This window comes from Paraburkholderia sp. UYCP14C (assembly GCF_004197395.1).
In the GTDB taxonomy this organism is placed as follows: domain Bacteria; phylum Pseudomonadota; class Gammaproteobacteria; order Burkholderiales; family Burkholderiaceae; genus Paraburkholderia.
The window spans coordinates 51,291-76,745 of the sequence record NZ_SELS01000001.1; the positions used below are offsets into that span (position 1 = coordinate 51,291).

Genomic DNA, 25,455 nt, shown 5'->3' on the forward strand with positions numbered 1-25,455 from the left:
CGACAGCCCGCCAACGAAGCACGAGGATGTAGTTGTCAGCGCCCAATCGTTGCAAGGGCAGGCTGACCCGAGTAACAACGGCGTTTAACGGCCCGTCCCTATCCGGACGGGCTATTTTTTTGCGCGCGCGATGCGTGCGCGAAAGGTGAGGGAATCCGGGAGCCTGCAAAGCCAACGACGGCGTACGTGGCGACGGCGGCCGCCGCGGACGTCCCCATTTGCGCGAGCGGATTGCCCTATCCCCGCGCAGCGAGCCCGTGGCATGCACATCGATGGAGCGGTGACTCGCGCGGCCGCGCGGCGCATGGGCCGCCGACCGCTTCCTAGCCCGCGCCCGCGTCACCCGCATGACAAAACCCGAACGCACTTCGCGCCGCCGTGGGGCATGAAAAATGCGTCCGTCGCGGCGAGGAGTCGCGTTAAACTGGTCGCACGCTCCGCAACCGCGCATGCGCCAGCGGCGGCGTCACACTCGACTAAAACCCGGGCGAGACGGAGGCAGACGCAACACGGCTCGACGACGCGGCAGACGGCACGCCGTCCGCCCCGTACAATGGTTCCATCACCAACGCAACAAGGACAACTTCGATGCGCATCACCGGGTCCTCCGGGTCAATGGCCCTGCTCACCGAATACGACGACGCAACGGCGCGCGAACTTCGCTCGCTGCGCCTCGAATCGACCGAAGACGGCAAAGGCATCCTGCTGATCGAGGTCGATGAGCGCAAGCCGGGCATACATCGCGAAGTGCGCTACGAAATTACGCCCGCGGAGCTGATCGCCGCGATCCGCGCGCATGGCGCCGAGTTGCCGGGCGAGCAGCACAATCACCGTCAGTGAACCAGGCGCGCGGCGGCCGTGATCGTCGCGTGACTCGTCAGCCTCTCGCGCCCGCTGCGTCGCACTTCGACGCGTCAGCGCGAGATTATTCGCATTGGGCGCGCCTGCGCGCGTCGCCCCGCTCCCGTTTGTTCCGCTCACGCCGCTAATCCCCACATTTCTACGGGTTTTTGCAAGCGCTTGCGCGCGCCTTGCCGTGTACGCTTGCGCGTCCTTCAGCACGTTGTCACAAGCGGTTGCCACCCTTGTATTTCGGGCAATGCCACCACATATGGCGACTTGTTCGCAGGCGGACGACGAGCCAATTTTCGGGCCGGTTGCACGTCTCGAAAATACGTCCATAATCCTTGCATTCCCCTTTGCATTCCTTACCACGCTGCGCCCGCAAGGGCCGCGGATGTTAAACCGATGCTACATGACCTCGTCGAGCAATACGGACCGGCGCTCGTCTTCCTCAACGTGCTGGCCGCCGCGCTAGGGCTGCCGGTACCGGCCATGCCGTCGCTCGTGCTGTTCGGCGCGATGGCCGCGATGCACCCCGGCTCGGTCGGCACACAGTTGTTGCCGGTCCTCGTGCTGTCCATCTTCGCAACGCTGATCGGCGACAGCGCCTGGTACCTCGCGGGCCGCATCTACGGCGGCAACACGCTGAAGACGATCTGCCGGCTGTCGCTGTCGCGTGACACCTGCGTGAAAAAGACCGAGCGCTTCTTCGGCCGCTGGGGCGTGCGCGTGCTCGCGGTCGCCAAGTTCGTGCCGGGGCTGTCGATCGTGTCGATCCCGATGGCCGGTGCGATGGGCACGCGCTATCGCACCTTCCTCAGCTATGACGGTGTCGGCGCCGCGCTGTGGTCCGGCACCGGGCTCATCATCGGCGCGCTGTTCGCGCGGCAGATCGACATGCTGTTCGCGATCGCCGGTCGGCTCGGGCGCACGGCGGCGCTCGTCGTCGTCGCGTTGCTGGTGCTGTACGCGCTGTACCGGTGGATCCGGCGTCGCCAGTTGATCGCGAAGCTCGCGTCCGCGCGCATCGAGGTCGACGAACTCGCGACGCTGTACGCGGCCGGCGAGGCGCCGGTCGTGTTCGACATTCGTTCAGAGGAGAAGCGCAAGCTCGATCCGTTCGTGATTCCAGGCGCACAATTCGCGGACGAACGGCAACTCGACGACATCGTCGCCACCTACCCGCACGATCAGAAGCTGGTGATCTACTGCTCGTGCCCGAATGAGATTTCCGCAGCATGGATGGCCAAGCAGCTCAACGAAGCCGGCTTCTCCGACGTGCTGCCGCTGCGTGGCGGCATGGAAGCCTGGCGCGACTCGGGCAAGACGGTCGATTCGCTGCCCGAGACGTCGCGGCCGGAAGTCGCGGTCGACGACATCGCGCCCAAAGCCGTCTAGCTGGAATGAGCGGCGGCATCGTCCGCCTCTGAAGCGCGCGGCACGGCTCGCCCCGGCGTGCGAGCGCGCATCGCGTTGCCTCCCGTTCAATCGTGCAATGAACATCGAAGGAGCGGTTCAATGCTTTCGACTCAGGACGTTCCGACTCAAGAGGTTTCGACTCAAGAGGTGCCAGGACAGCAGGGAGTCGTCGCCGACGCGCCGTACTCGTCGCTGTCGACGCGCTTGCACCAGATGTTTCCCGAGCTCACTTGCGCGGAGATCGATCGGCTGCGCCGCTTCGGCGAGACCGGTCGCTGGAAGTCCGGCGAGCTGCTGTTCGAAACCGGGCACCGCGGCCCCGGCATGTTCGTGGTGCTCGAAGGACGCGTGAAGGTCTATCAGCGTGACGGCATCGGCCGCGAGCACGTAATCAGCGAGCGCGGCGCCGGGCATTTCCTGGCCGAAGTCGGGCAGCTGTCGGGCAAGCCCTCGCTCGTGAACGGCGTTGCAATCGGCGCCGTCGAAGCGCTGCTGATTCCGCCCGACCGCTTGCGCGCGCTGATCGTCGCCGAAGCCGAACTCGGCGAGCGCATCATGCGCGCGCTGATTCTGCGGCGCGTGTCGCTGATCGAAAAGGGCGCGGGCGGGCCCATTCTGATCGGCAGTAGCAATGACGCGCGGCTCGTGATGCTTCAAGGCTTCCTGTCGCGCAACGGCCATCCGCATTCGGTGATCGATGAACGCGACGAAGACGCACTGCGTCTGATCGAGCAGTTCGCCGCGCAGCGCGAGGACCTGCCGCTCGTGATCTGCCCGGACGGCTCGGTGCTGCGTCATCCGAGCATGCCGGAACTTGCCACTCGCTTAGGGCTGCTGCCCGATCTCGACGACACGTACGTGTACGACGTCGCGATCGTCGGCGCGGGGCCGGCGGGACTTGCCGCCGCGGTGTACGCGGCCTCCGAAGGACTTTCGGCAATCGTGCTCGACAGCCGCGCGCCGGGCGGCCAGGCGGGCGCGAGCTCGCGCATCGAAAACTATCTCGGCTTTCCGACCGGCATCTCGGGCCAGGCGCTCGCCGGCCGCGCCTTCGTGCAGGCGCAGAAGTTCGGCGCGCACGTCGCGATTCCGGTCAGCGTGCAGGCGCTGCATTGCGGGCAGTCGCCGTATCGGCTCGAAACGAAATGCGGCGGCCACATCAGCGCGCGGGCGATCGTGATCGCGAGCGGCGCCGTGTACCGGCGCCCGAACCTCGAAGGACTCGAGCGCTTCGACGGACGCGGCGTCTACTACTGGGCGTCGCCGGTCGAGGCGAAGCTATGCAAGCGCCAGGAGGTGGTGCTGGTGGGTGGCGGCAATTCGGCGGGCCAGGCGATCGTCTATCTGGCGACGCACGCGGCCAAGGTTCACGTGCTGATCCGCCGCAGCGGTTTCGAGGCGACGATGTCGCGCTATCTGATCGACCGCATCCGCTCGCTGCCGAACGTGTTCGTGCATACGAATTCGGAAGTCGGCCGCCTCGAAGGCGATGAGGACGGGCTCGTGTCGGTCGCGTTGAAGAAGCCGCTACCCGATGGTGTCGATCACTTCGACACGCGGCATCTGTTTCTCTTCACCGGTGCGGACCCGAACACCGAATGGCTGCGCACCTGCGGTGTGCAACTCGACGCGAAAGGCTTCGTGCTGACCGGCATCAGTGCGGACGGCTCGGCCACCGCGTGCGATCTCGGAACGACGGTCGAAGGCGTCTATGCGATCGGCGACGCGCGCGCAGGGTCGACGAAACGCGTCGCCGCGGCGGTCGGCGAAGGCGCGGCCGTGGTCGCGCAGATTCACCAGTTGCTGGCGCAGACGAGCGGGGAAGCGGTGGCGCTCGGGGCGTGAGCGTCGGTGCGATCTTCAACGCATCGTCTTTTGCGCATCCGTCTTCAGTGCAACGCGGCCCACGCGAGCGACACCGAAAACACCCCGAGCACGATCGACGCGCCGCGCTGCACCGTCACCGGTTCGAGCCAACCGAGCCGGCCGCGGCCGAGCGCCGCGCCGAACGAGATCCACGCGAGCGCGATCGGCGCGGCGAGGCACGCGAACATCCCCATCGCGAGCAGATAAGCGGGCAGATGCATGAATGCGGCGGCCGGAAAGATCGTACCGCCGAACAGCAGCCCTTTCGGATTGAGCAAGGTCGCGACGAACAGCGTGCGCGCGTTGCCGGCGCGTTGCGTCGAGCCGGGCAGCGCAACCGCCGCGCGCCACATGTCGAGCGCAAGCCACGCGATATACGCGCTCGCGGCCACGCGCAGGAGCGACGGCAGCCACGGCCACGCTTGCGCCGCGTGCGCGAAGAAGCGTCCCCACGCGGAGATCGACACCAGATAGCCCGCCAGTTCGGCGGCGATCAGCGGCAGTGCGCGGTGCAGACCGTCGCGCAAACCTGCCGCGGCGAGTAGCGTGTTGGTGGGGCCGGGCGTCACCAGTACCACCACGATGCCGGTGGCCAGCAACGCGATCTCGGTCGCAGAGAGCATAAAAAAAGCGCACGGTGAATTACACGGTGCGCTTTTGTATCACAGACGGCACGATGGCTGCGCCGAATCAGCGGTCCAGCTTCGCGCGCAACTCGCGCGCGGCCTCCAGCAGTCCTTCGTAACCCGAACGCGCGTGCTCCGGCAGATCGGGATCGCCGACCAGCGCGCCGAGCGTTTCGATCAGACTGTACACAATGCCTTTCGCCGCGCCCGACGCAATGCCGCCTGACGACACCTGCTGATCGACGTGACTGAGCGCGGCGTCGAGCTGCTCGATCTCGGGACGATCGTCGGAGGGCGGCTTGGGAGAAACGTCTTGCGTCATGATCGAACATCGCTCCTTTTAAGTGCATCGGTAAAGGTTGTTATATACCGATCGTGCGCCGCCGTCTATTCGTGTTCGGCGCGACGACGATCCACGTCAAGGTGTCCAGCGATACATCAGCAGCTTCGCGCGCGCGTCGTCTTCGACCAGCACCACATACTCGCCGTTATCGCGCCGCACCGCGCTGATGCCGAGATACACGTCGACCCAGCCGCTCGTGCCGCCGACGCTCGCGCCCGGTGTCATGTAACCGACCGCCGTGCCGTTGCGCGCGTCATAGACGTCGACGCGATCGGTGTATAGCTCGGCGACGAAGATATAGTTGCCCGCCACCGCGACGCCGACCGTGGTGGTCTGCGGATCGCTCTGCGTGTTCCACGGCAGCGCGATCGTGTACGTCGGCGTCGGGTTGCCGCTGCTCCAGTTGTCGTAGCGGGCCAGCACCGGACCCGCTTCCTTCCAGTGCGTCGAGTCCCACGGAATCGCGCTCGTGAAACCGGATAGATACATCGTGTCGGTCGCCGCGACGTAGACGAGCCGCGCGAGCCGCGTAAACGGCGCGGGCATAGCGAACATCTTCGCGCTCGCGTACGTGTAGATCGGATTGCCGGCCGAGTCGAGTCCTTGCAGCGGCATCTCGCGCACGCCGCTCAAGGGCGTGGCGAGCCACACGTTGCCGGGGTCGTCGACCCACCAGAAGCCGTCGCCGACCGTGCTGCCGGTCGACGGATTGCCGCTGATCTCGCTCGCGTCGACGGCGCCGTTGCCATTGCTGTCGCGCCACAGCCATTCGCCGTAAGTCGGTTGCGCGGCGGGCCATGTGCCGGGCAGCGGATTCTGCGCGAGCATTCCCGACGGAATCGCGATCTCGCCGTGCGCCGTATCGAAGCGATAGACGTTCAGATAGTGCGCGCCCGGATCGAGCGTATAGAGAAAGCGCTTGCCGTCGAATCTGCGCACCATCGGTTCGCCGCGCACGCCGCGCGGCTCGTGAAACGCGGGGTCGTCGGGGTAATCGAAGCGATCGAGCGTGAACGCCGCATACGACCATTCATGACCGACCGGCTGTCTGTAATCGAGCGTGAAGCGCTTCGAGCCTGTGTAGATCGAAGCGGGCGTGGCGGGATCGAATGCGCCGCTATCGACGAAGGTCAGACCGTAGAGCCGCCAGTTGAGCACACGCGTGCCGTACACGTAGCTCTCCAGCACCGCGCCTTGGCCGACCGATGCCGAGCCCGGCGCGCGCGGCCCCTCGCCGTTCTGCGCGACATACAGATTGCCGGCCGCATCGACGCCGATGCCGGTGATGCCGTTGAAACGCGTATCGCCGGGCACGCCGCGCACCGGATGGAAAATGCCGTTGCGCGTGCCGATCGACGCGCCGGCCTGCATCTGGCCGCCCGCGCCCTTGTTGAACACCAGAATCTGTTGCGCCACGCCGTTGTCGGCGACCAGCAGTTGACCCGATCGCGTGACCGTGACGTCGGTCGGCACGGTGCCGGCGGGCAGCGCCAGACCGACGAGTGCGGTACCGTCGGCGCGATAGTGCTTGATGCTCAGGTTGCCGGTGCCGAAGCCGCTGATGATCCACAACGTCGAGTCGGTGTCGATCGCGATGCGCGCGGGCGACGCGACGCTCCACGAGCGCAGCGGCTGCATGGACTGCGCGTCGTACACGGCGACGCGGTTGCCGTAAGTGTCGGCCACGTAGAGTTCGCTGTCGGTCGCGGCGAGGCCGCGAATGCTCGCGTCGGTGCCGGTCGTCACCGTTTCGAGCGCGACGAAACTGTTCTTCGTCGCGTTCGCGCTATTGCCGATGCCGCCGGAAAACGGCGCGCCGGTCGCGAGATTCGCGAGCGTGCGGCGCGTGATGCCGTACCAGGTGTGATTGGCCGGCGGATAGTCGGCGCCGACCAGCGCATTGCTCTCGTTGCCGATCGACATCGCCGCATACAGGTAGGTCTGATTCACCGCCACCGCGTCGCCGCCGGCCGCGCCCCAGCCGTGCGTCGAACCGGCGACCGCGAGCTTGTCGCCCGCGCGATAGGCGGCGATTTCGCTGCCGCTTTCGTCCCACGGCGAATTCGTATAAACGGTGCCATTGGCGCCCACGCTAATGGCCTGAATATCCTGCTGCATCCATTTACCATCGCCAAATCCGAAACTATTACCGATCCACGAGGTCGTGTAATTCAATTGGGATTGTGCGGAGACATTCGGCGAGATCAGGCTATGGATTAAAACCACGGCCACGCCCAGGCGGGAGAAAGGCTTCACGGCGGTATTCCTTGCAAGACGCGAGGCACGCAGGGTAAGGCTGACCGGCGTGCTTCGCCTGTGCGTGCATCATTGGTTTCAACGTCACGATGCGCGTACATTAGAGTTGGTCGTTTATCCTCTCATATAAAAATAGCAAATTTATTGATGAAAAAATGATGATTGAATGCCGATCCATCCAATTCATTCCATTTGCATCGAATTACGCTTCCAACTCAATCTTTCCTTCACGATTCCGGTAAAAGCCGGTTCCCGTAAAGACTCACCGGTCGGCGCTTCAGTTGCTCCTTCCGCTCCTGTAAATCCTCACCTCGGGCGATCCGCACATCAAGTTCGCGCCGCCCGATGACGCACGAAAATCCGTCGCGTGAGATCGAACGCGACCAGATTGCCGGCCACGACCAGCAGTAGGCCGACCACCGCGAGCGCGGACCAGCGATAGCCCTCGAACAGCGTCGACGCCGCGAGCGCGACGATCGGAAACAGTACCGTGCAGTAGGCGGCCCGCTCCGGGCCCATCCGGCCGACCAGCATCAGGTACGCGGTAAAGCCGATCACCGAGCCGAACACCGCGAGATACGCGAGCGCGCCGAGATAGCGAGCAGACGGTTCCACCGCGAACGAATAGCCGGCGAACAGGCTGCCGAGCGTCAGGACGGCCGCGCCGATCAGCATCGCCCAACTGTTGGTCGCGAACGGATGCAAGCCCATCGACTGCATGCGGCTCGACAGCAGATTGCCGGCCGAAAAGCACAGCGTGCCGAGAAACGCGACGCCGAGTCCGAGCCATGCGGTGTAATCGCCGAGATGTCCGGCCATCTGCTGCACGAACAGACAGACGATGCCGACGAGCCCGATCAATGCGCCCGCTATCGCGCTGGGCTGCAGCGGCCGGCCCATGAACAGCCGCCCGTTGATCGAGTTAAGCAGCGGCGCGGTCGAGAACACCACCGCGACGAGCCCGCTCGGCACGATCTGCTCGGCGTAGTAGAAGCACAGGAAATTCAGGCAGAACAGTGCGAGCCCCTGCGCGGCGAGATAGCGCCAGGCGTTGCGCGGCGGCCAGATCGGCCGGCGCATGATGCGCAGCAGCGCGAACAGCAACAGCGCGGCGATCCAGAACCGCCACGCAATCGATACCGGCGGCGGCACCGCGCCGAGTTGCCATTTGATCGCGATCCACGTGGTGCCCCAGATCAGCACAGTGGTGGCATAAAGAAGGAGATTCATGGTCGGGCCTCGGACTGCAATGACGGGCTGCCCTAACGCGCAGCGTTGACGATAGATAGCCCGACTATGCAACCGCGCCGCCGCCTGCAATTGTCCAAACTTGCGCACTTTTTCGCGCCGGCGCGCGGCCAGACGGGCCTCGCCGTATACTGGCCGCTCAGCCCTTCCCCTTTACTCGAAAGCCTCCGCTCGCCGCCGTGAACGCCAGCCCGTCCGCCCCCGTGATACCCACCGCCGGCACGCCTTTTGGCCTGCAGTCGGTCTGTCACACGCTCGCCAGTGCGAACGCGAATCTGGACCGCTTCGCGTGGCTCGGCGACGGACTCGCGATCGCGCTATGGACCCGCGACACGGAGGAAGCCGAGACCGTCTACGAGCGGCCCGGCCATCACACGCTGTCGTGCTATCTGGACGGCGGCTATCGCACCGAGCGCCAGAAAATGCCGGGCCACTACGGCGCTCCGTCGCGACTGTGCGCGCTGCCCGGCGATCACGAATCGCGCTGGTGGGTGCGCGGTCACATGCACTTCATGCACCTGTACTTCCTGCCCGAGCACTTCACCCGACGCGCGGTGCAGGAGCTCGACCGCGAGCCGCGCGAACTGACGCTCGCCGATCGCACCTATTTCGAGGACCCGCGCATCGCGAGTCTGTGTCAGTCGCTCGTCAACGAGGAGTGGGAAAGTCCCGACGGCCTGCTGCGCACCAACGAGACCGCGCACGAAGTGCTGAGCCTGCTGTTGCGCGGACAAGGCGTGCGGCGCGCGAACGTGGCGCTGAAGGGCGGCCTGCCGGCCGCGACGCGGCGCCGCCTGCGCGACTATATCGACAGCCACCTCGCGCAGCCGTTGACGCTTGGTGAGTTGTCGGGTGTCGCGGCGCTGTCGGAGTTTCATCTGGCGCGGATGTTTCGCGAGTCGTTCGGCTTGCCGCCCGCCGCGTGGATCGCGCGGCAACGGCTCGATCGCGCACGCACGCTGCTGCGTACGACTACGCTGCCGCTCGCGCAGGTCGCCGGGCAGTGTGGCTATGCGAACGCGAGTCACTTTAGTCACCGGTTTCGCGAGGCGGTTGGGGTGACGCCGAGTGGGTTCCGGCAGGCTATCGGAGTTTGAGTCTCGCTGTCCCGTTAGCTCCGCATCATTGCAGCGCCATCGCCAGCACGCGCGCGACGTGGATCGCGTCGACACCGGCGCCATCGTGAATCTGATGCCGGCAACTGGTGCCGTCGGCGACCATCACCGTGGCGGCGTCGAGCTTGCGCACCGCGGGTAGCAGCGACAACTCGGCCATCGCCTGCGACGTCGCGTAGTGCTCCGCTTCATAGCCGAAGCTGCCGGCCATGCCGCAGCACGACGATTCGACCGTCGATACCTTCAATTCGGGAATCCACTTCAGCACGGTCTGCACCGGCGTGAATGCGTCGAACGCCTTCTGATGGCAGTGGCCGTGCACGAGCGCCTGCTGCATCGGCAGCGGTTTCAGTTTGAGTTGCAAACGGCCGGCCTTTTCTTCGCGCACGAGAAATTCCTCGAACAGAAACGCGTGCTGCGCGAGGCGCCGCGCTTCGTCGCCGAAACCGTACTGCAGGAATTCGTCGCGCAACGACAGCAGACACGATGGCTCCAGACCCACCACCGGCACGCCACGTTCGACGAACGGCCTGAACAGATCGAGCATGCGCCGCGCCTCTTCTTTCGCTTGATCGATGAGACCCGCCGCGAGAAACGTGCGGCCGCAACACACGGGACGCTCGCCCGGGCGCGCATTGAAGTGGACCGTGTAGCCCGCCGCTTCGAGCACCCGTTGCGCGGCACGCGCGTTGTCGGGCTCGAGGTGGTTGTTGAAGGTGTCGACGAACAACAGGACTTCTTTCACAGTAGACGCCTGCGTAGCGCTGACTGCAGGCTTCGCGGACACCGCTTCGGCCAGAAACGCCTTCTTGAACCGCGGCAGACTCCGCTCGGTCGCGAAGCCGACAGAACGCTTGAACCACGCCGACAGCACCGGCACGTTATCAGCGAGCGCCAGCAGTCCCGGCATGCGGCTCGCCGCCCCCGCGTAGCGCGGCATGAACGCGACGAGCCTGTCGCGCAGCCGCACCCCATGCGTTTTCGCACGCGCCGCCCGCGCCTCGATCTTGAACTTCGCCATATCGACGCCGGTCGGGCAATCGCGCTTGCAGCCCTTGCACGATACGCACAGGTCGAGCGTTTCCTTCACGTCGTCGCTCGCGAGCCCGCTTTCGCCGAGCTGCCCCGAAATCGCCAGCCGCAACGTGTTGGCCCGTCCACGCGTCAGATGCTGCTCGTCCTTCGTCACGCGATAGCTCGGGCACATCGTGCCCGCGTCGAACTTGCGGCAGTGGCCGTTGTTGTTGCACATCTCGACCGCTTTCGCGAGGCCGCCGCTCAGATCGTCGCCGCTGCCCGGCGCGCTTTCTTCGCCCGTTAGCGGATCGCGCTTCACGTTCCACGTCGACCAGTCGAGCACCGTTTCGATGCGCTGTTCGCGATAGCCCGGCGCGAAGCGGAAATTGCGCGCGTCGTCCATCTTCGGCGGACGCACGATCTTGTCGGGATTGAAGCGATTGTCCGGATCGAACAGCGTCTTGATCTCGCTGAACGCCTCGTTCAGGCGCGGCCCATATTGCCACGCGACCCATTCGCCGCGGCATAGCCCGTCGCCATGCTCGCCCGAATACGCGCCCTTGTACTCGCGCACGAGCGCAGCCGCTTCCTCGGCGATCGCGCGCATCTTCGTCGCGCCGTCGCGGCGCATGTCGAGAATCGGCCGCACGTGCAGCGTGCCGACGCTCGCATGCGCGTACCACGTGCCTTCGGTGCCGTGGCGATGAAACACGTCGGTCAGGCGGCTCGTGTAGTCGGCCAGATGTTCGAGCGGCACCGCGCAATCTTCGATGAAGGACACCGGCTTGCCGTCGCCCTTCATGCTCATCATGATGTTCAGCCCGGCCTTGCGCACTTCCCACAGTGCTTTTTGCGCATTCGCGTCCGCCATCTCGACGACCGCATCGGGCAAGCCCAGCTCGCCCATCAACTCGCTGAGCTGCTTCAGCGACGCGAGCTGCGCGTCGCGATCCTCGCCCGCGAACTCGACGAGCAGAATCGCCTGCGGCTCGCCGACCAGCGCCTTCTCGATCACCGGACGAAACGCGGGATTGCTCAGCGCGAGATCGATCATCGTACGATCGACCAGTTCGACCGCGACCGGCTTCAGCTTGACGATGTGCTGAGTGAGCGCCATCGACTGCCGGAAGGTCGGAAAGTTGACCACGCCAAGCGCCTTGTGCGCGGGCAGCAGCGCGAGCTTCAGCGTGATCTGCCGGCTGAACGCGAGCGTGCCTTCCGAGCCGACCAGCAGATGCGCGAGGTTCGCACTACCGTCATCGGTGTAAGCGCGCGGATTCTGGCAGTCGAACAGATCGATGTTGTAGCCCGCGACGCGGCGCAGCACCTTCGGCACGCGCGCGACGATTTCGTCACGCTCGCGCTGCGCGATCCGCGTGACGCCCGCGACGATCTGCTGCAGGCGCTCGCCTTGCGGCGGCTCGCGCAGCGACGCGAAGCGCGCTTCGCTGCCGTCGGCGAGAATCGCGTCGATCGCGTCGACGTTGTGCACCATGTTGCCGTACTCGATCGAGCGCGAGCCGCACGAGTTGTTGCCGGCCATGCCGCCGATCGTGCACTGCGCGGCCGTCGATACATCGACCGGGAACCACAGTCCGTGCGGCTTCAGCCACGCGTTCAGATGATCGAGCACGACGCCGGGCTCGACCGTCACGGTGCGCGCGTCGGCATCGAACGCGACGATGTTGTTGAGCCACTTGCTGGTATCGACCACCAGCGCTTCGCCGACCGTCTGCCCGCACTGGCTCGTGCCCGCGCCGCGCGCGAGCAGCGGCACTTTCTCGCTGCGCGCGATCTCGAGCGCGATGCGCAAGTCGTCCTGATCGCGCGGCACCACCACGCCGACCGGCGTGATCTGATAGATCGACGCATCGGTCGAGTAGCGGCCACGGCTGGCGAGATCGAACAGCACGTCGCCGCGCAGCGCTTTGCGCAGATGCTGCGCGAGCGGGCTCGTCGCGCGCGCACCGGAGGGAACCAGATGGATCGGCTTGACGAGCAAGCCCGCGGTGGGATTCGTCATTTCGTCGGCCTTGTGAGGAGTGCGCCTGATCCGCGCGGCTCGAATTGCCTAGTACAGCGTCAGATGGACCGGCGCGAGTCCTTCGATATGCCCGCTCACGGTGCCCGCCTCGCGCGGAAAGAACATGCCGGTGTACGACCCCGCGGTGATCACCATCTCCGGCGTCACCGCAATGCCGCGCGCACTTGCGTGATTGACGAGCCACGTCAACAGCCGCCGCGGATCGCCGGCCGGATTGGCGGGAGGCGCTTGAACGACATCGCGTCCGTTGAATTCGAACCGCAGCGACGGCGCGACGTACGGGAAATCCTCGCGATACCGCGTGAATTCGCCGACGATCAGCGCGCCGTGATTCTGCAAGTCCGCGAGCTGCGCGAGCTTGTCGATAGTGGGCCACGCGGCATAGCGGCTCGCGACGATCTCGATGGTCGCACCGATCGAGCCGACGCCCGAAAGCACTTCGTCTTCACCGTACGGCGTCGCGGAGGGCTCGAAACGCCGGCCGAAACGGAACGCGACTTCGAGTTCGAGCCCGAGCGGCGCGAAGCCTTCGCGCGACACGCGCGCGCCGTCCGCGTGCAGATCGGTGTCGGGCAATGGCGCGCCTTGAATCGGACCGCTCGCCGACTTCGCGCCGATCTTCCAGCCGCCGATTCGCGCGCCGCCCGCGCTCAGAATCTCATGCTGGATCGAGTAGGCCGCTTCGGCGTCGGCAGGAAGCTGCTCCGGCGGCAACGTATCGAGCACCGCACGATTGCGGCGCGCATCGGCAAGAAGCTGGCTCAGTGACGAAGTCATGCTTTACACCCCCACCCGGGTGGAAACACGCGCCTGTTCCGACGCGCCCGCTTCGAAGCGGCTCTCCGGCTGCATGCGGAACGCCAGCACGACGCCGACGCCCATCAGCAACATGCTGCCGACGAACGGCAGATCCCAGTTGCCGAAGTGGTCGATCAGAAAGCCGCCCATCACCGGCGAGATGATCGCGGCGAGCGCCGAGCCCGTATTCATCATGCCGCTCGCGGTGCCGGAGAATTCCGGCGCGATATCCATCGGAATCGCCCACATCGGGCCGATCGTCATCTCGGCGAAGAAGAACCCCGACGCGAGACAGGCGATCGACAGCGTCAGGTCATGCGTGAACATCAGCGGAATCAGCGACAGCAGGCAGAACAGCATGCACACCGACACCATCCAGCTGCGCGCGCGTTTGAGGCTGCCGGTGCGCTTGAAGATCGCATCGGTGACGATACCGCCGAGCGTGTCGCCGATCACGCCGGCGAAGAACACGACCGACGCGAAGATCGCCGACTTCTGCAATTGCAAATGATGGTTATGCAGGAAGTACAGCGGAATCCAGCTCAGGAACAGCCACAGCGTCCAGCCGTAGCAGAAGTAGACGATCGTGACCGGCGTCATGCGGCGAAACAGCTTGCCCCACGGCAGGCCGGTGACTTTCGGTTTCGACGCGGGCAGCACGGCGAGTTCCTCGGGCGTGATGCGCGGATGATCCTTCGGATGCTCGGTGAAGGTGACCGCCCACATCACGACCCACACCAGGCTCAGCGCGCCGCAGATATAGAACGATTCGCGCCAGCCCCAGTTGGTCATCACGAGCACGATCAGCGCCGGCGCGACCGCATTGCCGACTCGCGACGCCGCGTGCGTGATGCCCTGCGCGAAGCCGCGCTTTTCTTTCGCGACCCAGCGCGACATCGCCGACGTTGCAGCCGGGAACGTCGCGCCTTCACCGAAGCCGAGCACGAGTCGCGCGGCGAGCAACGAAGCGAGTCCGCCCGCGAGGCCCGTGAACACCGTCGCGAGACCCCAGATCGCGCCGCAGAACAGCAGCGTGCGTCGCGCGCCGAAGCGATCGCTGACCCAGCCGCCGATCACCTGAAACAGCAGATACGGATACGCGAAGGCCGAGAACACGAGGCCGACCTGCGTATGCGTGAGATTGAATTCCTTGCCGAAACCCGCGGCCGCTGTGCTGACGTTCACGCGATCGAGGTACGTGATGAAGTACATGATGCAGAGCATCACTAGAACGATACTGGTCGCACTGGTCAAACGAAACCGCTTCATCGTCTCTCTCCATGGCATGTGTCGACGGCGTGCCTGAAGTGGCGCGCTGCGTCGTCGCCCGTCGGCCGCGAGAGCCGCTGTGGACGCATTGCATGTTGTTCTGGCCGCGTTCTGCGCGCGGCTCGATGAGGGAAGCGCTCCCTGGTGTTACGGGTTGTTCCTTGGTGCCGACTGTTTGGCTGGCCGAGGCTTGACGGGGTTCGCGATGGTGCGCGGCGCGTCACCGCTACGAACCCCGCCCGACACTCACGCCGCGGCCTTCAACCCCGCCGCCTTCGGTGCCTGGCTCAGCCACTCCATCGCGGCCGGCATGCCGCTTTCCTTGAGCGGCACGCCGGCAAGCCGCAGACCCATTTCGCAGCCGGCCAATGTCGCGAGCAGCATCAGATCGTTGCAATCGCCGAGATGGCCGATGCGGAACATGCGGCCTTTCATCTTGCCGAGGCCCGTGCCGAGCGACATGTCGAAGCGTTCGTAGATCAGCTTGCGCACCGCGTCGGCGTCGACACCGTCGGGCATCATCACACCGGTGAGCACCGGGCTATAGACGGCGGGATCGGCGCACTGGATGTCGAGCCCCCACGCGCGCACCGCGCGGCGCGTCGCTTCGGCGAGCCGCTCGTGACGCGCGAACACGTTGTCGAGCCCTTCGCCGAGGATCATCTCGATCGCTTCGTGGAGGCCGTACAGCAGGTTCGTGTTCGGCGTGTACGGCCAGTAGCCCGTCTTGTTCATTTCGACGATTTCCGACCAGTCCCAGAAGCTGCGCGGCAGTTTCGCGTGCTGGTTCGCGGCCATCGCCTTCGGCGAGATCGCATTGAAGCTGATGCCCGGCGGCAGCATCAAGCCCTTTTGCGAACCCGACACGGTCACGTCGACACCCCATTCGTCGTGACGATAATCAGCGCAGGCGAGACCGGAGATCGTATCGACGAGCAGCAGGGCCGGATGGCCCGCGGCGTCGATCGCGCGACGCACGGCCGCGATGTCGGACGTGACGCCGGTCGAGGTTTCGTTGTGCACGACGCAAACCGCCTTGATCGCATGCTGCGTGTCGGCGCGCAGACGCTCTTCGATCATCTGCGGCTGCACGCCCCGCCGCCAGCCTTCGATGCCTGGCAGCCCCAGGAACTCCGGCTTCAGGCCGAGCTTCTCGGCCATCTTTTTCCACAGCGTCGAGAAGTGGCCAGTCTCGAACATCAGCACGTGATCGCCGGGGCTCAGCGTATTGGACAACGCGGCTTCCCATGCGCCGGTGCCGGACGCCGGATAGATGACGACCGGCTGCTGCGTCTTGAAGATCTTCCTGATGCCGTCGAGCACCTTGAGACCCAGTTCGCCGAATTCGGGTCCGCGATGGTCGATGGTCGGATAGCTCATCGCGCGGAGGATGCGATCGGGCACCGGGCTCGGGCCGGGAATCTGCAGGAAGTGACGGCCAGCAGGATGAAAATCTAGCTTCAGCATCGGGCTCCTCTAATTGAATTTTGCATGCAAAAAACTATATCAGACGAAGCGCGACGTTCCCAAGCCGAAAATTGGCCGTCGAGGTCCGTGTTTACCCGCGTTTGCGCGATGATTAACTAATCGATAGGGTTCCGATAAAATCCCACAACATGTGAAGCTGAGGATTTTTGTATGCAAAATTCGGATTTCGACGCGGGTATGGCCGCTGCCCCGGTGATGCCGAAGGTCGAGCGTCAGCGCCTGCACGACACGGTCGTGGAGCACATTCGCCGCTTTATCGTCGCGGGGGTACTGGAGCCCGGCAAGAAACTGAACGAGCGCGAGTTGTGCGAAACGCTCGGCATTTCGCGCACGCCGCTGCGCGAGGCGCTGAAGGTGCTGGCTGCCGAAGGTCTGATCGAGATTTCGCCGAATCGGGGCGCGTCGGTGTCGAAGATGTCGGAGGCCGAGGTGCGCGAGACCTTCGAACTCATGAGCGGCCTCGAAGCGTTTTCGGGCGAACTCGCGGCCGAGCGCATCACCGCGGCCGAACTCGCCGAGATCAAGGCACTGCATTACGCGATGCTCGCGTGCCGCGCGCAGAACGATCTGGCGGGCTACTACAGCCGCAACCAGGCGATCCACGACAAGATCAACGAAGCGGCGAGAAATTCGGCGCTGCGGCAAACGTATGTGTCAGTCAACCGGCGGCTGCAGGCGCTGCGCTTTCGCTCGAACTATCAGACGCCGAAGTGGGACCGCGCGATTCACGATCACGATGAGATGCTGAAGGCGCTCGAGGCTCGCGACGGGAAGAAGCTCAGCGCGATTCTGCGGCAGCATCTGCTGGATAAGCGGGATGCGGTTTTGCAGGTGCCGGTGCAGGAGGAGGTGGTGGGTGCTGGGTCCGGGTTGAAGACGTGACGCGGACGATCGGTGCCGCACCACGCATCACTTGCCATGCCGGCCAACAAAAGTTGTCCACCTAAATTGTTGGCAAGCCTGTGGACAACCTTCGCACAGCGGGCTTAAGTGTTTGAAGCGAGAGAACTATCCGCGCGCGGCGCACGCGTAGGCAGCGGGTGTCGCTACGGAGTCCGTGATACTGGCGAGCTTGCTTTGCAAGGACGCCGTAGCACTCGCGCCGACCTCGAAGTCCAGTTGTCCACATAATTTGGGAACAAGCTTGTGGACAACCTGCGCACAGGCCTGCCAAGTAATTGATGCGGCAGGCCTATCGTTCGCGGATGCGGTAGCGGGCAGCGGCGCGGCACGTCGCGCGATGCGAGCCCACGACCGCGCACACCACCTCGATCTCACTGCGCCGTTTCACGACTGCGCAACGACTCCGGCAAGCCATACAGCACGATCAGCGCGCACACCACGCTCAACGCGCCGATCACATACAGTGCCGGCGTCGTGCTGCCGGTCAGGTCTTTCACTCGCCCCACCATCACCGGGCTCACGATCCCGCCAAGCTGCCCGAGCGTGTTGATCAACGCGATGCCGCCCGCGGCCCCCGCGCCGGTGAGAAGCTTCGGCGGCAGCGCCCAGAACGCCGGAATCGAGGCGACCACGCCCGCGCCCATCACCGCAAGCGCGACCACCAGTAACGCGGTCTGCTTGTCGAAGTACCCCGCGGCGAAGAAGCCGACTGCCGACATCAACAGCAGCCCGAACACGAACTTGCGACGCTCGCCGCTCGCGTCCGACAGACGCCCGACCACCACCATGCAGATCGCGCCGCACACATAAGGCACCGCCGTCAGCAGGCCGACCACGGTCGGATTCTTCGTGCCCGCCACGTGAATCAGATGCGGTGCCCAGAAGTTCAGACCGTACGACGCGATCTGAATCAGGAAGTACACGAGCCCGAGCGTCAGGAAGCCTGGCGTCTTCAGCGCGCCCAGAAGCGAATGGCCGGTCGCGGCAGGCCGGCTTTGCTGCGCGATCTCGCCAGCGAGCAGGCTCTTTTCCGACGACGACAGCCAGCCCGCATCGTCGATGCGATCCTTCAGCAGCTTCAGCACCAGCAGACCGAGCACGACGCACGGCAAGCCGCCGAGCAGGAACAGCCAGTGCCAGCCCGGCATGCCGAGCACGCCGTCCATATGGCCGATCACGAGCCCCGCGAGCGGCGCGCCTACCAGCCCCGAAAACGCCGACGCGAGAAACAGCATCGACGTGATGCGGCCGCGATACTCGGTCGGAAACCACAGCGTCAGGTAGTACAGCACGCCGGGGGCGAAGCCCGCTTCCATCGCGCCGATCACGAAGCGCAGCCCGTAGAACTGCCATTCGTTGTTGACGAACACCATCGCCGCGGTCGCGAGTCCCCAGGAAATCATGATCCGCGCGATCCAGCGTCGCGCGCCGACCTTGTACAGGAACAGATTGCTCGGCACCTCGAACAGCACGTAGCCGATCACGAACAGACTCGCGCCGAGACCGTACGCGGTATCGGACAAGCCCAGATCGCTTTGCAGCTGGAACTTCGCGAAGCTGATGTTGATGCGGTCGAAGAACGCGAACAGATAGCAGATCATGATCAGCGGCATCAGCCGACACGCGACTTTGCGGACGATGGCCGCGAGATCGTCAGCGCCACGTTCGCGGGTACTGTCCGCCACTACGCCCAGGTCACTCATGCTTGTCTCCAATGCCGGATTCGGCGGTGCGCCGTCCGGTCGTTTGATCGGTTGAGGGGTTTTTCGTCGGGGTACGGTTCAGATCTGCCGAACGTAGTCGGGCGCCGGATGCAGGTCGCAATTGCGGCCCGCTTTGGCAAGTTGCCCCGGCACGTCGTGGCCGAGCAACGCGGGCAAACCGCGTGACAGCGTGAGCAGCTTCGGCAGATCGATCCCGGTCGGGATGCCCATTTCGTCGCACAGGTTCACGAGGTCTTCGGTGCAGATGTTGCCCGAGGCGCCCGGCGCGAACGGGCAGCCGCCGAGGCCGCCGAGCGCCGCATCGAAGCGGCGCGCGCCGGTTTCATATGCGGCGAGCACGTTGGCGAGACCGAGGCCGCGCGTGTTGTGAAAGTGCAGCGTGAGCGCCGCGGCCGGCAGTGTTGCGAGCACGCGTGCGACGAGCCGCGCGACCTGGCGCGGACTCGCCATGCCGGTCGTATCGGCGAGCGTGATGCCCTCGATGCCCATCTCGCGATACGCGTCGACGATGCCGATCACGCGGTCTTCGTCGATGCGACCTTCGAACGGACAGCCGAACGCGGTCGCCACGGTCGCGTTGAGCCGCACGCCCGCGGCCAACGCGCGACGTACGATGTCGTCGAACGCCGCGAGCGACGACTCGCAGCTCATGCGCATGTTCGCGCGGTTGTGCGTCTGGCTCGCGGACATCACGAGGTTCAGTTCGTCGGCGCCCGCGGACAATGCGCGCTCGGCGCCTTTCAGGTTCGGCACCAGCGCGACGTAGATCACGCCGGGTTGCCGCTCGATCCGCTGGAACACGGCCTCGCCGTCGCGCAACGCGGGAATCGCTTTCGGCGACACGAACGAGCCCGCTTCGATACGCGTGAATCCGCAGGTGGACAGCCCATTGATCAGCGCGATCTTGTCGGCGGTTTCGACCCAGGTGGGCTCGATCTGCAGGCCATCGCGCGGGGCGACTTCCTGCACGATCAGCGGGTCGAATGACGCGCCCTCGCGCGTGGAAAAGATCGTGGAATTCATTGCACGGCTCCCTCGCGGCGCAGCCGCTCGATGTCTTCGTTCACGAATCCAAGCTCGCTGAGCACGCTGCCGGTGTGCTCGCCGAGCGTCGGTCCTTGCCAGCGCACTTCGCCCGGCGTGTCCGACAGCTTCGGCACGATGCCCGGCATCTTCACCGACGCGCCGCCCGGCAATTGCGCCTGCAGCAACATGTCGCGCGCCTGGTAATGCGGATCGGCGACGATGTCGGCCACCGAATAAATGCGTCCCGATGGCACTTCGGCGCGTTCGAGCGCGGCCAGTACGTCTTCGGTCGAGTGACGCGAGGTCCACGCGGTGATCGCCTGGTCGAGCATCGCAACCTGCTTGACGCGGCCGTCGTTGTGCGCGAGCGCGGGATCGTCGGCGAGATCGGGGCGGCCGATCAGCTGCATCAGGCGCTTGAAAATCGGATCGCTGTTGCCCGCAATCACGACAAAGCCGTCGTCCTCGGTGCGATAGGTGTTCGATGGCGCGATGCCCGGCAGCGCGCCGCCGCTGCGCTCGCGCACATGACCGAGCAGGTCGTACTCGGGCACGAGGCTTTCCATCAGATTGAATACGCTCTCGACGAGCGACACGTCGACCACCTGGCCTTCGCCCTGCCCTGTCTTCACGCGCAGCAGCGACATCAGCGCGCCGATCACGCCGTGCAGCGACGCGAGCGAGTCACCGAGACTCACGCCGACGCGGGCCGGTGCGCCGTCCACATCGCCGGTCGTGTAGCGGATGCCGCCCATCGCCTCGCCGATCGCGCCGAAGCCGGGCCGGTCGCGATAGGGGCCGGACTGACCGTAGCCGGAGATGCGCACCATCGTCAGTTTCGGATTGAGCGCGTGCAGCACGTCCCAGCCGAGGCCGAGCTTTTCGAGCGCACCGGGACGCAGATTTTCGATGACGACGTCGGCATCGGCGGCAAGGCGCTTGACCACCTCGACGCCATCGGCCGATTTCAGATTCACGCAGACGGACTTCTTGTTGCGCGACTGCAGATACCACCACAGCGACGTGCCTTCATGCAGCTTGCGCCATTTGCGAAGGGGGTCGCCGGTTTCGGGCGCTTCGATCTTGATCACCTCGGCGCCGAACTCCGCCATCAGGCGCGCGGCGAACGGCGCGGCGATGAGCGTGCCGATCTCGACGACGCGAATACCTTGCAGTGGTCCACTCATGTTGCTGTCTCCGAACTCGTTTCGTGTTGGTAGACAGCTTAGGAGCGGCGTGGCGGCGGCGTCCAACCGCAATTCGCCAACGACCGTTCGCCAACGGCGAACGCTCAGCGGCGGCCGCGGGCTCGGCGCGAAGGCTGGGAGGTGGTGGAGGCAGTGGGCTCGGTTTGCGCGTCTGCTGTTTCCCGCGCCTCGACCGTGCGCAGATGATCGAACAGCAGCCGGCTCACCGGCGATAGCGCATCGACGTCGCGCACGACGAGCACGAGGCTGCGCTCGGCCCAATCGTCGTCGAGCGGCATGCCGACGAGACCGAGCGGGCGGCCCATCAGCTGATACACCTTTTGCGGCAGCACGCCGACGCCCATGCCGGCCTGCACCATCCGGCAGACCGCATCGAAGCCCGGCACGTGGATGCGCAGCCGCAGCGGCTTGCCGGCCTGGCGCGCGGCGAGGTGCGTGCGCGCGTTGATCGAGCTCGCCGAATGCAGGCCGACGTGATCGCCATCGAGCGTTTCGGCGAACGCGATGCTCGTGCGTACCGCGAGCGGATGATCGTCGCGCATCACGATCACGAGCGAATCGCGCCGGTAGTGCTCGACGTGCAGCTCGCGCGTATCGGCATCGCCGGAGCAGATGCCGAGATCGGCGAGGCTTTCGTCGATGGCCTTGACGACGCCGCCGCTCGGCCGCTCTTCGAGATCGACCTTCACGCGCTCGTGCAACGACTGGAACGCGCGCAGATCTTCGGGCAGGAATTCGACGATGGCCGACAGGTTCGCCATCATCCGCACATAGCCGAGCACGCCGCTGGCATGGCCGGCCAGTTCGATGCCGATGCTCTCGATGTCGCGCAGCACCCGGCGCGCATGATGCAGCAGCGTCTCGCCGGCCGGCGTCAGCGTCATGCCGCGCGCGTTACGCTGGAATAGCGACGCGCCGACCGCCTGTTCGAGTTCGACCAGCCGCTTGCTGGCGGCGGACACGGCGATTGCCTCGCGCTCGGCGGCACGCGTGAGCGTGCCCTCTTCGAAGACGGCGAGAAAGAGTTGCAGCGTGGTGAGGTCGAGCTTGCGGAGAAGGTTTTTGATGACCATGGCGCGGCGACGCAGAAGTGCGATGCGCCTATTTTGACGCGAGTTGCGTAAAACGTGGGGCCGCGCCCGCTCAGTCGACCAATCAGTCGCTCACGACTTCCACGCCGAACCCAGAATCATCGTGCAGAAGTTCTCACGGTGATAATGCGGGTCTTTCAGCGCGAGCACGTCGGCCTTCACGTTGCCGAACGTCGTGTGCGGCTTGTGGATCGTGCCGTGCGCGAACGCATCGATGATGTTCTCCTTGAAGTGCGCGCCGCGCGGATGCGCATGCGTGACTTCCTCGCGCTGCTGCTCGCTGAATTCGTCGTAGGCGAGGCCGAGCACGTCCATTTCGACGCCCGCGGTGACGAGCGCGATCACCGGCTTCATATGCTGCGGAACGCCTGGCGTCGTGTGCAGCGCGATCGCGGTCCACACCTGGTCGATTTCGTCCTCGCTGATCCGATGCCGCCGCAGAAATTCGCGCGCGGCGTTCGCGCCGTCCACTTCGAAACGTTCCTGCTTGCTGCTGTACGGCGCGACGAGCCCCATGTCGTGAAACATCGCGCCGATGTACAGCAACTCGGGGTCGAACTTCAGCTGCTTGCGCTGCCCGGCCAGCGCGCCGAACAGAAACACGCGCCGCGAATGGTGATACAGAAGCTCCGTTTCGGTGTCGCGTACCAGTTCGGTGGCTTCGCGCGCCATCATGCTGTCGGGAATCTGGATACCTGCGATCGTCGTAGTCATGCGACGTACTCCTTCGTATGCGAACGTAAATGTGATCAACGGGACGCGCGCCGCGGCTTCAACGCGCGTTTTGGTATGCTGGTCCGCGCCGTGATGTCGATGCCTGCCGCCTGCCTGGGAGACCGCGCGTCCAATCAATCCAGTATTGGCCAGCGCGGCGCCGCGAACAATCGCGGCGAGCCGTTGAACACTGCCAAACGCACAGCAATGACTGCCGCGGCGCGCCCTTCACGTTCCCCGTCAAAGGAACTCATTCGATGCCCACCGTCGCGATCGCGATCTTCCCTGGTGTGCAGGCACTCGACGTCGCCGGCCCCGTCGACGTGTTCTCCGAAGCGAACCGCTTCGTCACGCCCGCGCAGCACTACGAGGTCAAGCTGCTGGCCGCGGACCCGGCGCCGCTGCGCGCGTCGAACGGCATGACGCTGGTGGCGGACGCCACCTTCGAGCAGGTGCGCGAACCGTTCGATCTCGCGCTCGTGGCCGGCGGCCCGGCGCTGCCGCACGACGAAGTGCCCGACGCGCGCCTGCTCGACTGGCTCGCTAACGTCGCGACACATTGCGCCCGCTACGGTTCGATCTGCACCGGCGCATTCGCGCTCGGTCACGCGGGCCTGCTCGATGGGCGCCAGGTGACGACGCACTGGCAGCACGCGGGGCAGCTCGCCGCGCAGTTTCCGCGCGCGCGGGTCGACTTCGATCGCATCTATCTGCGCGACGGGCCGCTCGTCACGTCGGCGGGCGTGACGGCCGGCATCGATCTGTCGCTCGCACTGGTGGCCAAGGATCACGGCCCGCATACCGCGCTCGCGGTCGCCAAGCGGCTCGTCGTGTTCGCGCAGCGGCAAGGCGGCCAGTCGCAATTCAGCCCCTATCTGACCGCGCCCGCCGACGACACCTCGGCCGCCGCGAAAGTGCAGGCGCACGTGATGGCGCGCATCCACGACAGCTTCACCGTCAAGGAGCTCGCCGACGTCGCGGGCATGAGCGCGCGTAACTTCGCGCGCGTGTTCGTGCAGGAAACCGGCGTGACGCCGCATGAATTCGTCGAACGCGCGCGCGTGGATGCGGCGCGCAAGCTGCTCGAAAGCAGCGCCGCGGCGCTGAAGACGATCGCCTACGATTGCGGCTTCGGCACCGCCGACCGCATGCGCATCGTGTTTACGAAGCGGCTTGGCGTGACGCCGATGCAGTATCGCGAGCGCTTTCGCCAGGCGTGAATACGGCGTGAGAAAATCGGCGACTCTGCACGTCAATGATCACAAGGAACGACATGACCTCCTCTTCTCCGATTCGCGCGATCGTCACCGGCCATACGCGCGGCCTGGGCGCGGCGCTCGCCGAACAACTGCTCGCGCGCAACGTCACGGTGCTGGGTCTGTCGCGCTCGCGGCATGCCGCGCTGAAGGCGCGCTTTGCCGCGCAGCTCGAAGAGGTCGAGTTGCCGCTGGCCGAGCCCGCGCGCGTCGCGCAATGGATCGCCACCGACACACTGAGCAACTTCGTGCGCGGCGCGCAGACGGTGCTGCTGATCAACAACGCGGGCATGGTGGAGCCGATCGGGCCCATCGAAGGACAAAACGCGGCTGATGTCGGCGACGCAGTGAGCCTGAACGTCGCGACGCCGCTGATGCTCGCGAGCGCACTCGCCGCCGCGGCCGTCGACGCTACGGACCGGCGCATCGTGCACATTTCCAGCGGCGCGGCACGCAACGCATATCCGGGCTGGAGCATCTATTGCGCGACCAAGGCCGCGCTCGATCATCACGCGCGCGCCGTCGCGCTCGACGCGAATCGCGCGCTGCGCATCTGCAGCCTCGCACCGGGCGTGATCGATACGGACATGCAGGCGCAAATTCGCGGCAGCGGCGAAGAGCAATTCCCGATGCGCGCGCGCTTCGAAGACCTGAAGCGCAACGGCCAACTGACGACGCCCGAGCAATGCGCGGCGCAGCTGATCGACTACGCGCTCAGCGATGCGTTCGGCCAGACGCCGGTCGCGGACATTCGCGACATCGCGAAATCGGCTTGACGGGTGATCGCCGGCGGTTTCTGCCGCTCCCGAAAAGCCTCACCTTTGTCACGGAGCGGTGGTGAATCGGCGTCAGGTAGCCGTGCTTTCGCTCCCGAAAAGCCTCACCTTTGGGGTGAAAGGATGGGAAAAGGGCGTACTCCGGCGCGTGCTTTGCCGCTCTCGCACACTGGTCCCGAAAACGCTCACCTTTGGTTGGAAGTGGCCGGTTCGCTTCATCGACACCGGCTGCACAAGTGGCAGATCGCCTGGACATTCAACGACTTATGTTGCGCAATGGGCACACGGCCACCGCGGCGGATGCGCTGATCGGCGACCGCATGAAGCGCGTTTTGCACGTCGACAATGCGCGCAACCGGCCAATACAGCACCTCCAGCTCCCGCATATCCTCACCTTTGCCTAACAGGCGACAATTCGCGCAATG

At 65.3% G+C, this 25,455-nt stretch carries 20 protein-coding genes; 7 read left to right on the forward strand and 13 right to left on the reverse strand.

What is annotated here, in order from left to right:
• Positions 1-588 precede the first annotated feature (588 nt).
• The 3 genes from EVC45_RS00210 to EVC45_RS00220 all read left to right on the forward strand — a co-directional run bounded on the left by EVC45_RS00210 (position 589) and on the right by EVC45_RS00220 (position 4,107).
• Positions 589-840: a hypothetical protein gene (locus tag EVC45_RS00210; RefSeq protein WP_008921056.1), complete on the forward strand. Its 252-nt coding sequence runs from the start codon at positions 589-591 to the stop codon at positions 838-840.
• A 408-nt stretch (positions 841-1,248) separates the two neighbouring features.
• On the forward strand, positions 1,249-2,241 hold the full coding sequence (locus tag EVC45_RS00215; RefSeq protein WP_129956033.1) for a DedA family protein/thiosulfate sulfurtransferase GlpE: 993 nt from the start codon (positions 1,249-1,251) through the stop codon (positions 2,239-2,241).
• A gap of 120 nt (positions 2,242-2,361) precedes the next feature.
• Complete coding sequence (locus EVC45_RS00220; RefSeq protein WP_129956034.1) at positions 2,362-4,107, forward strand: FAD-dependent oxidoreductase; 1,746 nt, start codon at positions 2,362-2,364, stop codon at positions 4,105-4,107.
• Positions 4,108-4,151: 44 nt separating this feature from the next.
• Here EVC45_RS00220 and EVC45_RS00225 read toward each other — a convergent pair whose 3' ends face one another.
• The 4 genes from EVC45_RS00225 to EVC45_RS00240 form a co-directional block, all read right to left on the reverse strand.
• Complete coding sequence (locus tag EVC45_RS00225) at positions 4,152-4,751, reverse strand: LysE family translocator (protein WP_129956035.1); 600 nt, start codon at positions 4,749-4,751, stop codon at positions 4,152-4,154.
• A 67-nt stretch (positions 4,752-4,818) separates the two neighbouring features.
• The gene (locus EVC45_RS00230; RefSeq protein WP_018424067.1) at positions 4,819-5,076 is read right to left on the reverse strand and encodes a hypothetical protein; all 258 of its coding nucleotides are present in this window, start codon (positions 5,074-5,076) and stop codon (positions 4,819-4,821) included.
• 96 nt (positions 5,077-5,172) lie between these two features.
• A complete protein-coding gene (locus EVC45_RS00235; RefSeq protein ID WP_129956036.1) occupies positions 5,173-7,353 on the reverse strand; it encodes a hypothetical protein in 2,181 nt (726 codons plus the stop codon).
• 327 nt (positions 7,354-7,680) lie between these two features.
• Positions 7,681-8,583 (reverse strand): DMT family transporter, encoded by a 903-nt coding sequence (locus EVC45_RS00240; protein WP_129956037.1) that lies wholly within the window; start codon positions 8,581-8,583, stop codon positions 7,681-7,683.
• A gap of 197 nt (positions 8,584-8,780) precedes the next feature.
• On the opposite strand from EVC45_RS00240, the gene EVC45_RS00245 reads away from it, so the two are divergent.
• On the forward strand, positions 8,781-9,698 hold the full coding sequence (locus tag EVC45_RS00245) for a helix-turn-helix domain-containing protein (RefSeq protein WP_129956038.1): 918 nt from the start codon (positions 8,781-8,783) through the stop codon (positions 9,696-9,698).
• A 25-nt stretch (positions 9,699-9,723) separates the two neighbouring features.
• Here the strand turns inward: EVC45_RS00245 and EVC45_RS00250 are convergent, their stop codons facing one another.
• The 4 genes from EVC45_RS00250 to EVC45_RS00265 all read right to left on the reverse strand — a co-directional run bounded on the left by EVC45_RS00250 (position 9,724) and on the right by EVC45_RS00265 (position 16,311).
• The gene (locus EVC45_RS00250; RefSeq protein ID WP_129956039.1) at positions 9,724-12,756 is read right to left on the reverse strand and encodes an FAD-binding and (Fe-S)-binding domain-containing protein; all 3,033 of its coding nucleotides are present in this window, start codon (positions 12,754-12,756) and stop codon (positions 9,724-9,726) included.
• Positions 12,757-12,804: 48 nt separating this feature from the next.
• Positions 12,805-13,554 carry a 2-keto-4-pentenoate hydratase gene (locus EVC45_RS00255; RefSeq protein WP_129956040.1) on the reverse strand — a complete coding sequence of 250 codons (750 nt, stop codon included), beginning with the start codon at positions 13,552-13,554 and terminating at the stop codon, positions 12,805-12,807.
• 3 nt (positions 13,555-13,557) lie between these two features.
• Positions 13,558-14,844 carry an MFS transporter gene (locus EVC45_RS00260; protein WP_129956041.1) on the reverse strand — a complete coding sequence of 429 codons (1,287 nt, stop codon included), beginning with the start codon at positions 14,842-14,844 and terminating at the stop codon, positions 13,558-13,560.
• 246 nt (positions 14,845-15,090) lie between these two features.
• A complete protein-coding gene (locus tag EVC45_RS00265) occupies positions 15,091-16,311 on the reverse strand; it encodes an alanine--glyoxylate aminotransferase family protein (protein WP_129956042.1) in 1,221 nt (406 codons plus the stop codon).
• Between the two features lie 171 nt (positions 16,312-16,482).
• Between EVC45_RS00265 and EVC45_RS00270 the strand changes: the two genes are divergently transcribed.
• Complete coding sequence (locus EVC45_RS00270) at positions 16,483-17,214, forward strand: GntR family transcriptional regulator (protein WP_129956043.1); 732 nt, start codon at positions 16,483-16,485, stop codon at positions 17,212-17,214.
• Between the two features lie 392 nt (positions 17,215-17,606).
• Here the strand turns inward: EVC45_RS00270 and EVC45_RS00275 are convergent, their stop codons facing one another.
• The 5 genes from EVC45_RS00275 to EVC45_RS00295 form a co-directional block, all read right to left on the reverse strand.
• Positions 17,607-18,938: an MFS transporter gene (locus tag EVC45_RS00275; RefSeq protein WP_129956044.1), complete on the reverse strand. Its 1,332-nt coding sequence runs from the start codon at positions 18,936-18,938 to the stop codon at positions 17,607-17,609.
• A 78-nt stretch (positions 18,939-19,016) separates the two neighbouring features.
• Positions 19,017-19,982 carry a hydroxymethylglutaryl-CoA lyase gene (locus EVC45_RS00280; protein ID WP_129956045.1) on the reverse strand — a complete coding sequence of 322 codons (966 nt, stop codon included), beginning with the start codon at positions 19,980-19,982 and terminating at the stop codon, positions 19,017-19,019.
• Positions 19,979-21,172: a CaiB/BaiF CoA-transferase family protein gene (locus tag EVC45_RS00285; RefSeq protein ID WP_129956046.1), complete on the reverse strand. Its 1,194-nt coding sequence runs from the start codon at positions 21,170-21,172 to the stop codon at positions 19,979-19,981. Before EVC45_RS00285 ends, EVC45_RS00280 begins: the two co-directional genes overlap by 4 nt.
• Before the next feature lie 104 nt (positions 21,173-21,276).
• Positions 21,277-22,266 carry a LysR family transcriptional regulator gene (locus tag EVC45_RS00290; protein WP_129956047.1) on the reverse strand — a complete coding sequence of 330 codons (990 nt, stop codon included), beginning with the start codon at positions 22,264-22,266 and terminating at the stop codon, positions 21,277-21,279.
• Positions 22,267-22,356: 90 nt separating this feature from the next.
• Positions 22,357-22,998, reverse strand: a complete 642-nt coding sequence (locus EVC45_RS00295) for an HD domain-containing protein (protein WP_129956048.1) — start codon at positions 22,996-22,998, stop codon at positions 22,357-22,359.
• A gap of 257 nt (positions 22,999-23,255) precedes the next feature.
• Here EVC45_RS00295 and EVC45_RS00300 point away from each other — a divergent pair, with 257 nt between their 5' ends.
• Positions 23,256-24,218 carry a GlxA family transcriptional regulator gene (locus EVC45_RS00300; RefSeq protein WP_129956049.1) on the forward strand — a complete coding sequence of 321 codons (963 nt, stop codon included), beginning with the start codon at positions 23,256-23,258 and terminating at the stop codon, positions 24,216-24,218.
• A 53-nt stretch (positions 24,219-24,271) separates the two neighbouring features.
• Entirely contained in the window at positions 24,272-25,030 is a 759-nt protein-coding gene (locus EVC45_RS00305) for an SDR family oxidoreductase (protein WP_129956050.1), read from the forward strand.
• The last annotated feature ends 425 nt before the right edge of the window (positions 25,031-25,455 follow it).